Here is an 8,381-nt window from a genome sequence, read left to right on the forward strand (position 1 = left end):
TTTGGTCGTTGTCGCGCCGAATGCGCGGCGGCTGGAAAGGACACCGGGATGGAACGAAGCCGTTCGACGCGACGGTCGCCGCTGCATGCGCTGATCGTCGCCGTCGCCTTGCTCGCCGTGCTGATCGGGGCGGCGCCGGCGCTCGCCGCGCCGACGCCGATCACCGCCGGCACAGGGCTCGACTGGGGCGTCAAGGCGTCGTGGCGCAACTACATCGGCGTCGACGGCACGACCCTGTCGGACGGCGTCACCCGCAACGCCGACGGCACCTTCCACTTCCCCGTCAGCGGCGGCAGCTACGACGCCGACACGAGAGAGACCGTCGTCCAGTTCGGCGGCACGCTCGTCTTCCTCGGCCACTGCGAGAGACCCGACCACGGCCGTCCCTGCGCGCTCGACATGACGCTGAGAAAGCCGCGCGTCGAGCTGACCGAGGACGGCGGCTACCTCTACGCGGAGATGGAGAGCCGCCCGATCGAGGGCGGCGAGATCATCGTCCACGAGAACGTCAGACTGGCCGTGCTCGGGCTGGAGGACGCGACGCCGCTCGTCAGAAGCGGCAGAACGACGTGGACGGAGCTGACGGCGACGATGGCGCCGGAGGGCTCGGCCGTCTTCACCTACGGCGTCGGCACCGTCATCGACCCGGTCAGCTTCGGCTACACCGGACCGGGCGGCAAGCCGGCCGGCGAGGTCTGGTCGGCGCCCGCGCTGGCGACCTACTCGGCCGCGACGCTGAACGGCGCGGCAGCCGCCACCCGCATCGCCGGCAGCCTCGGCAGCGACGCCGCGGTCGTGCGCGTCAACGGCGGCTTCGCCGTCGTCGACCCGGCGACGCTGCAGCCGAAGGCGCCGGTCGTGGCGGCCGACGTCGTGCGCGGCTCGCTCGCCGCCGACCCGGTCTCGAGAACGATCTTCGCCCAGCTCGCCGGCGGCGACAGAAGAATCGTCGTCTACACGTGGGACGGCACGGCGCTGACGGGCGGCGGCCTCGACGGCAGCGAGGGCTCCGGCATGCTCAACGACGGCGCCAGACAGGGCGCCGGCATCTGGGACGCGGCCGCCAACCGCTACGTCGTCTTCCGCACGTTCGGCGACCGCACCGATGCCTGGCAGGTCAGAAGAGACGGCAGCGGCGTCTGGGTCGCGTCGAGAATCGCGACCGTCAAGAACGCCGACGGCACCACCTACGGCGGCCAGCTCTCCTACCTCGCGCTCGTGCCCAACGGCAGCGGCGGCACGATGATCGTCGGCGCTCCCTGGGGCGCGGGCCAGCTGCTGAGAGTCGCCGTCAGCAACATCGGCGCGACCGTCTCCCCGCTGGCGCAGTCGGCCGGCCTCGAGCCGATGGAGCTGTACCGCACGACGAGAGGGCTCTACGGCTTCAACGGCACCGACGTGATCTGGTACCCGTTCACGGGCAGCGGCACGACCGCCGCGCTCGGCAGCGGCGAGAGAGTCAAGCTGCCCGGCGCGCCGCAGTTCATCGACCTCAACGGCCAGCTGAGCTGGAACGCGGTCGACCCGGAGCGCGGCACGCTGTTCGTCACGATCAACAACGCCACGCAGATCGCGAAGGTCGTCGACGGCAGAGCGGCGCACACGATCGCGCTGCCGGCCGGCGTCGCGCTCGACTACTGGGACGACTACCTCGCCGGGGCGACGCCGAACGGTGAATTGATCGTCTCCTCGGTCGGCGACGGCGTCGTGCAGCGACTGACCTACCAGCGCGTGACGCCGTCGTTCGTCGCGCAGCCCGCCGACGCCGCGCCCGCGATCAGAACACCCGGCGGGACCGTCGCGACGCAGTTCTCGGTCGAGCTGGCCGGCGACCCGGCGCCGGCGGTGCGCTGGCAGACGCGCGTGCCGGGCGTCAGCAGATGGGGCGACCTGGCCGACGGCGCGCGCGTCAGCGGTGCCGCCACCACGACGCTGAACGTCACGGTCGACGCCGCTGACGGCGGCCGCCAGTACCGCGCGGTCGCGACCAACGCCGCCGGCGAGCTGGCCTCGGCGCGCGCGACGCTCGACGTCAAGACGCTCCCGCAGGTGGTCGTGCAGCCGCTCTCGCTGTCGGTCGTGGAGGGCGGCGCGACCGTCTTCAGAGTGATGCCGTCGGGCAACCCCGAGCCGGCGATCCAGTGGCAGCGGCGGGTCGGCGGCTTCTGGACCGACGTCCCCGCCGACGCCGACGAGTTCACGCTCGACGGCGGCGTGCTGACGGTCGTCGACCCGGTCGCCGAGATGAGCGGCGCGCAGTTCCGCGCGCGGCTGCGCAACGAGGTCGGCACCGTCTACACGCAGCCGGTCTCGCTGACCGTCTCGCGCGCGCTCAGCGAGCCGGCGACGTTCGGCGGCGGCTGGGTCGAGTGGGGCGTTGCCGAGCGCTGGCGCTGCTACGTCGTCGGGAACGTCGCGCGCGGCGGGATCGTCGTCGCGGGCGGGGCCGAGCAGGTGCCGGGCACGCTCGCGAGCGGGACGCTCTGCAACGGCCGCAACGCCGGCTCGGAGCGGCTGCGCTTCCCGCTTCGCGGCGGCACGTACGACCCCGCGAGCGGCAGAGCGACGTTCACGCTCGGCGGCAGCGTCCGCTTCTGGGGCCACGACTACCACGTGCCGGGCGACACCAGACCGCAGCTCGACACGACCTTCTCGAACCTGCGGATCGTGCTCGACGGCGGCGTCGGCACGCTCTACGCCGACGCGGTCGGAGGGACGATGGACAGCCCGGCGCCGGTGACGCGGACGGGCGTTGCGCTCGTCTCCGTCGACCTCACCGGCAGCGGCGCGGCACCGTTCGAGGGCGGCCTCGGCTGGAACGCGCTGCCGACGACGCTGACCGCGGCCGGCGCCGAGGTGTTCGGCAGCTACAGCGCCGGCGAGACGTTCGACCCGCTGACGATCAGCGCCCTGTTCGGCACGCCGCAGGTCGACCCCGAGCCGGGCCCGGCGCCGCTGCCGTCGCCGCCGGCCCCGCTGCCCGCGCCGCTTCCGGCGCCCACGCCCACGCCCGCGCCCGCCGCGGTCGCGCGCGTGACGGTGCCGAAGGCGGCGCTGAAGCTCGGCGGCGACCGCTCCGTGCGGGCGGCGACCGTCGCCTGCCCGGCCGGCGCCGCCGGCGGCTGCCGCGTGGCCGCCCCGAAGGCGGTCAAGCTGACGATCGCCGGCCGCGCCTACACGGCGCGCGTCCTCGCCCCCGCCCGCGTCGCCGCCGGCCGCAGCGCGACGGTGCGGCTGGTGCTGACGAAGGCCGCCGCCCGCACGCTCGCCGGCCGCAGCGCGACCGTCCGCGTGAAGCTGACGACGACCGTCGCCGGCACGCGCGTCACCCGCACGCTGGCGGTGAAGGTGAAGGCGCCGAAGCCCGCCAAGCGCGCGGCGGCGAAGCGCTAGCCGACGCGGCGCGCTGCCGGCCCGCGCGGCCGGCAGCGCGCCCGCTGGACCTGCGGGCCGGACTTCCTCGACCTCGCCGGCTCGGTCGCGGTGCCGCCGGGCAAGCGCGGGACGCCGTGGGACGAGGTGCTGCGGCAGACGCGACGCGCGCGCGGGGAGCGGTCGGCCTGATCGCCTTCCTCGACACGAACGTGATCGTCCGCCACCTGACCGGCGACCCGCCCGAGCAGGCGGCGCGGGCCACGGCCGTGCTGGCGACGGCCGAGCGGCTGCTGCTGTCCGACCTGATCGTCGCCGAGTGCGTCTACGTGCTGCAGTCGTTCTACGAGGTCGGGAGAGCCCGCATCGCCGAGCTGATGCGGCTTCACGAGGAACGTCCTTGGTTGAGCGTGGCGAGCACTCCGTGGCGCGGGGCGAGCAGCCACGCGAGCAGGAAGGCCGCTGTCAGCACGAGCACGATCGTGCCGCCGGTCGGGTAGTCCCACGACCACGACACGTAGAGGCCGACGAGCGCGCCGAGGCCGCCGATCGCGGGTGCCAGCAGCATCATCAGCGCGAGCCGGTCGGTCAGCAGGCGGGCGGTCGCCGGCGGGGTGATCAGCAGCGCCAGCACGAGGATGTTGCCGATCGTCTGCACGCTGATGACGACCGCGAGCGTGACCAGCACGTAGAGCGCGAGGTCGAGCCAGAAGACCGGCAGCCCGAGCGCGCGGGCGCTCTCGCGGTCCAGCGACACGGCCACCAGTTCCTTGTGCAGCAGCAGCACGACGCCGAGCACGAGCAGCCCGGTCCCGCCGACGACCCACAGGTCGCGGTCCGGGATCCCGGTGATCGAGCCGAACAGGAACTGCTGCAGCGAGCCGGCGTAGCCGGGCGCCTGCGAGATCACGACGATCCCGAGCGCGAACGCGGCGACGAAGAAGACGCCGATGACCGCGTCCTCGCGCAGCCGCCGGTTGTGCGAGAAGACCGCGACCAGGACCGCCGTCGCGACGCCCGCGAGCGTGCCGCCGAGCACGAGGCTGCCGCCGCTCACGAACGCGATCGCCAGCCCCGGGAAGACGGCGTGCGCGACCGCGTCGCCGATGAACGCCATCCCGCGCAGCACGACGTGACAGCCGACGACGCCGCAGACGATCGAGGAGACGACCGCGACCAGCAGCGCCTTCGGCAGGAAGGCGAGATCGGGGTTGAGCAGGTCGGTGAGGAAGTCGGCCGGCGACATCATGCGACCGCCTCCAGCAGCCGCAGCAGCGGGCTGCGCTCGCCGATCCCGAAGACGCGGCGCCACAGCTCACGCTCGCCGGCCAGCTCGCGCGGCGCGCCGCTCGCGACGATCGTGCCGTCGATCAGCGCGAGGCGGTCGCAGCCGTCGATCGCGGCGGCGAGGTCGTGGGTGCTCATCAGCACCGCGCGGTCCTCGCGTGCGAGCGCGACGAAGAGGTCGGTCAGCAGCTCCTGCGTCGGCAGGTCGAGGCCGCTGAACGGCTCGTCCAGCAGCAGCAGCGGCGAGCCGAGCGCAAGCGCGCGGGCGACCAGCACGCGCTGGCGCTGCCCGCCCGACAGCTGCCCGACCGGCCGCTCGCGCAGCGCGCTCATGCGGACCCGTTCGAGCGCCTCGTCGACCAGCCGCCAGTCCTCGACGCGCGGCCGCCGCAGCAGTCCGAGCGCGCCGCTGCGGCCGCTCATCACGACCTCCTCGACGGAGAGCGGGAACTCCCACGCGAACTCGTGGCGCTGGGGCACGTAGCCGATCGCGCCGCGGCGGCGGCGCGTCGCGTCGCCGTCGACCTCGATCCGCCCGCGCGCCGGCCGCAGCAGCCCGAGCGCGGTCCGCAGCAGCGTCGTCTTGCCGGCGCCGTTGGGGCCGAGCAGGCCGACCAGCTCGCCGCGCGCGACCTCCAGCGTCGCGTCGCGCAGCACCGGCCGACCGCCCAGCTCGACCGAGACGCCCCGCAGCGCGAGCGCCGGCGCGCTCATCGGCGCGCCCGCCGCTTCACGCCGCGCCCGCGCGCCGCGGCGACCGCCAGCGCCGCGACGAGGCCGGCGGCGAGCGCGGCCAGCAGCGCGAGCAGGGCGGCGGAGGGGCCGGCGGCGTCGGGCTCGGCGGACGCGCCGGCGGCGGCGTCGGAAGCGTCGGCGTCGTGCCCGTCGGCGTCGGCGCGCCCTTCGGCGTCGGCGCGCGGGTCGGCGGCATCGTCCTCGCCGGCGCCCGCGTCGACCGCCGCGAACGCCTCCTGCGCGGACGCTTTCTCCCCCACCGCGAACCGCAGCGCGCGCGTGTCGCTGACGGTCGTGCCGTCGATCAGCCTCGCCGCGACGCGCACGTGCACGAGGTGGACGCCGGGCTTCGTGAAGACCCAGTTGGCGTGCGTGTGCGTGTTCACGTCGACCCACAGCGGTCTCGCGCTCGCGCTCGAGTCCCACAGCCGCTGCGGCGCCGAGAAGTCGCCCGACTGCAGGAAGACGACGAGCGCGCCGGGTCCCTCGACGCCGGTCAGCGTCAGTCTCACGCCGCGGTCGATCCGCTCCATCACGGCCGGGTCCTGCGTGTTCCAGCCGACCCACACGACGCGCGGATCCTGCGTCTGCGGGACGACGAACACCTCCCTGCCGGCGGGCACGTGGAGGAAGCCGTAGGCGGGGTCGTCGGGGACCGTCTGCCGCGCCGCGTCGCGCACGCGCAGGACGGTCCGCTCGGGCCGGCGCCAGACGCTGTGGCCGCCCGGTCGCGACGCCGCCGCGTCGTCGTGGATCAGCAGCGTCCAGCGGCCGTCGACGAAGCGCGGGCCGACGTCGACGTGGCCGCCGGCGATCTGCGCGCGCCCGGCGGCGAGCGCCTGCCCGCGGGCGATCCGCTGGTCGAGGCCGCCGGCGGCGGAGGCGCTCGGCGCCGCGCCGCCCAGCAAGACCAAGACGGCGAGGACGCGCAGGCGCGCGGTCATGCGAGGCACCGGCGCAGCGAGTCGGCGTTGAAGCGCATCATCTCCAGGTAGGTCGTCGCGTCAGCGCTGAAGCTGTCGCCGTGGATCGGGCAGACGGCGATCCCGGCCTCGTGCGCCAGCTCGGTCAGCGTCGAGGAGCGGGCGGCGAGGTTCGGTTCGAGGAAGACGGCCGGGACGCGCAGCGTGCGGACCGTCTCGCTCAGCTTGCGCCGCTCCGCCAGCGACGGCTCGACCGCCGGGTTGGGCGTGACGAAGCCGGCGACCTTCAGCCCGTACGCGTGCGCGAGATAGGCGAAGGCGTCGTGGGTCGTGACGAGCTGGCGGCGGGCGCGCGGGATCTGGGCGAGCGTGCGGCGGACGTAGCGGTCGAGCCGGTCGAGCCGGCGCACGTAGGCGTCGGTGCGAGCGCGGTAGCCGGCGGCGCCGGCCGGGTCGACGCCGATCAGCGTGTCGCGAATCAGCTTCGCGTACGCGATCGCGTTGCGCACGTCCTGCCACAGGTGCGGGTCGATCTCGCCGTGGACGTGCTTGCCGAGGACCGCCTGCGGCAGCTGGTAGAGCGGCTCGCCGGCCTTCCCGAGGAAGCGGAGCTGCGGCCCGGCGGGGACCTCGGCGAGCGCCTTCGCCGGCACCTCGATCACGACGTCGGCCGGGTCGAGCTCGCGCTGCGTCCGCTCGCCGCCGCCCGCTCTGTCGTAGAGGACGGTGACGGCGCCGCGGTCGAGGTCGGCGGTGACGTCGGCGTGGCCGGCATCGAGCACGCTGCGGTGGTCGCCACGGTCGCGCAGCGGCGCGACGCCGACGGCGAACTCGACCCGCGCCGTGCCGAGCGGAAGCGGCTTCGCGGTCGCGCGGGTGCGCAGGCTGGCGGCGAACGTGACCGTGTAGCGGCCGGGCGCGCTGAACGCCCACGACATGTGCGTGTGCGCGTCGGCCGGCAGCGTCGCGGTGTCGTGCGCGTAGCCGTCGCTGGCGTCGAAGCCGTCGCTGGAGTCGAAATACACGTCGGTGTCGCCGAACGAGCCGGTCAGGTAGCCGTGGAGGTCGCCCGGACCGCTCGCGGCGGTGGCGGACAGCAGCACCTCGGAGGAGCGGTCGGCGCCGAGCCGCGCGCCGTCTCCGCGCGCCCGCAGGCCGAGCCAGATCGTGTCGAGGTTGACGTTCTCGACCAGCGGGATGATCTCGGCCGCGTACTTGACCGCGTCCTCCGCGAGCGACACGTTCGGCACGCCCGCGGGCAGGTTGGCGTCGAGCGTCTTGATCACGCTGTGCTCCTCCAGCAGCATGTAGTTGCTGAAGGCGACATCGGCGTAGACGACGTCGCGCACGTCGCGCAGCGTCGGCTCGAAGGCGTGCGGATCGGCGCCGTCGGGCACGAGGCTGGCGACGTTGACGCGCGCCCCGCCGACGTTGCGGACGAGGTCGGCGAGCAGCCCGGTCGTCGTCACCACCTGCACCCGCTCGTCGGAGGCCGAGAGGCCGGGCGCGGCGCCGCAGCCGCCGGCGAGCAGGGCCGCGGCGACGAGCGCGGCCGCGACCGCCGCCCGCCGCCGCGACGCCCGCGCGCGCGTCAACGGCGCACCAGGGTCGTCGTGCGCCGCGTCACGGCCGCGCGGCCGTCCGCGCGCGCCGTCGCGGTCAGCGTGACGCGGACGCCGCCGCGTCGCTCCGCCAGCGTCCGCCGCAGGGCGCGCGTCAGGCGGACCTGGACGAGCGCGCGCCCGGTTCTGCCGGCGCGCGCCGACCCGCGGCCGACCTGTCTCCCCTTGTAGCGGACGACGACCGCGCAGCGCCCGGGGCCGCCGAGCCGGCAGGTGACGGCGAGCGCGCCGCGGCGGAGGCGTCTCGCGACGCTGAGCCGCAGCGTCGTGCGGCGTCTCGCGGCCGGCGCGGGAGCGGCCGGCGCGGGCGCGCGCGGCGCTGGCGGGGCGGCCTCCCCTGGCGGCGTCAGCGGCGGGGGCTCCTGCGCGGGCGGCGCCGTCCCCTGTCCGCCGCGGCCGCACGGCACGCCCGCGGCCGGATCGCCGTCGCCGACCGGGAAGG

7 protein-coding genes are annotated in these 8,381 nt (G+C 75.2%); 2 read left to right on the top strand and 5 right to left on the bottom strand.

Annotation, left to right across the window (positions count from 1 at the left end; genetic code table 11):
* Nucleotides 1-48 precede the first annotated feature (48 nt).
* Together Q7L73_RS21920 and Q7L73_RS21925 are read left to right on the top strand one after the other, a co-directional pair.
* On the top strand, nt 49-3,393 hold the full coding sequence (locus Q7L73_RS21920) for an HtaA domain-containing protein (protein WP_304691532.1): 3,345 nt from the start codon (nt 49-51) through the stop codon (nt 3,391-3,393).
* 116 nt (nt 3,394-3,509) lie between these two features.
* On the top strand, nt 3,510-3,872 hold the full coding sequence (locus tag Q7L73_RS21925; protein WP_304691531.1) for a PIN domain-containing protein: 363 nt from the start codon (nt 3,510-3,512) through the stop codon (nt 3,870-3,872).
* Here Q7L73_RS21925 and Q7L73_RS21930 read toward each other — a convergent pair.
* From Q7L73_RS21930 to Q7L73_RS21950, 5 genes are all read right to left on the bottom strand, one after another.
* Nucleotides 3,758-4,618 carry an anchored repeat-type ABC transporter permease subunit gene (locus Q7L73_RS21930; protein WP_304691530.1) on the bottom strand — a complete coding sequence of 287 codons (861 nt, stop codon included), beginning with the start codon at nt 4,616-4,618 and terminating at the stop codon, nt 3,758-3,760. The two genes, Q7L73_RS21925 and Q7L73_RS21930, sit on opposite strands and share 115 nt — an antisense overlap.
* A complete protein-coding gene (locus Q7L73_RS21935; RefSeq protein ID WP_304691529.1) occupies nt 4,618-5,373 on the bottom strand; it encodes an anchored repeat-type ABC transporter ATP-binding subunit in 756 nt (251 codons plus the stop codon). The genes Q7L73_RS21930 and Q7L73_RS21935 overlap by 1 nt, the downstream gene beginning before the upstream one ends.
* Entirely contained in the window at nt 5,370-6,338 is a 969-nt protein-coding gene (locus Q7L73_RS21940; RefSeq protein WP_304691528.1) for a choice-of-anchor M domain-containing protein, read from the bottom strand. The genes Q7L73_RS21935 and Q7L73_RS21940 overlap by 4 nt, the downstream gene beginning before the upstream one ends.
* Nucleotides 6,335-7,912 (bottom strand): anchored repeat ABC transporter, substrate-binding protein, encoded by a 1,578-nt coding sequence (locus Q7L73_RS21945; RefSeq protein WP_304691527.1) that lies wholly within the window; start codon nt 7,910-7,912, stop codon nt 6,335-6,337. Before Q7L73_RS21945 ends, Q7L73_RS21940 begins: the two co-directional genes overlap by 4 nt.
* Nucleotides 7,909-8,381 (bottom strand): hypothetical protein (locus tag Q7L73_RS21950; RefSeq protein WP_304715650.1); only part of this gene is annotated, 473 nt, incomplete at its 5' end. The genes Q7L73_RS21945 and Q7L73_RS21950, both read right to left, overlap by 4 nt.

It is taken from the genome of Conexibacter sp. CPCC 205762, from assembly GCF_030646155.1.
GTDB lineage: Bacteria > Actinomycetota > Thermoleophilia > Solirubrobacterales > Solirubrobacteraceae > Conexibacter.

Coding starts and splice junctions, on each gene's coding strand:
- Q7L73_RS21935 (WP_304691529.1), bottom strand. CDS start 5,373: ATGAGCGCGCCGGCGCTCGCGCTGCGGGGCGTCTCGGTCGAGCTGGGC.
- Q7L73_RS21930 (WP_304691530.1), bottom strand. CDS start 4,618: ATGTCGCCGGCCGACTTCCTCACCGACCTGCTCAACCCCGATCTCGCC.
- Q7L73_RS21940 (WP_304691528.1), bottom strand. CDS start 6,338: ATGACCGCGCGCCTGCGCGTCCTCGCCGTCTTGGTCTTGCTGGGCGGC.
- Q7L73_RS21920 (WP_304691532.1), top strand. CDS start 49: ATGGAACGAAGCCGTTCGACGCGACGGTCGCCGCTGCATGCGCTGATC.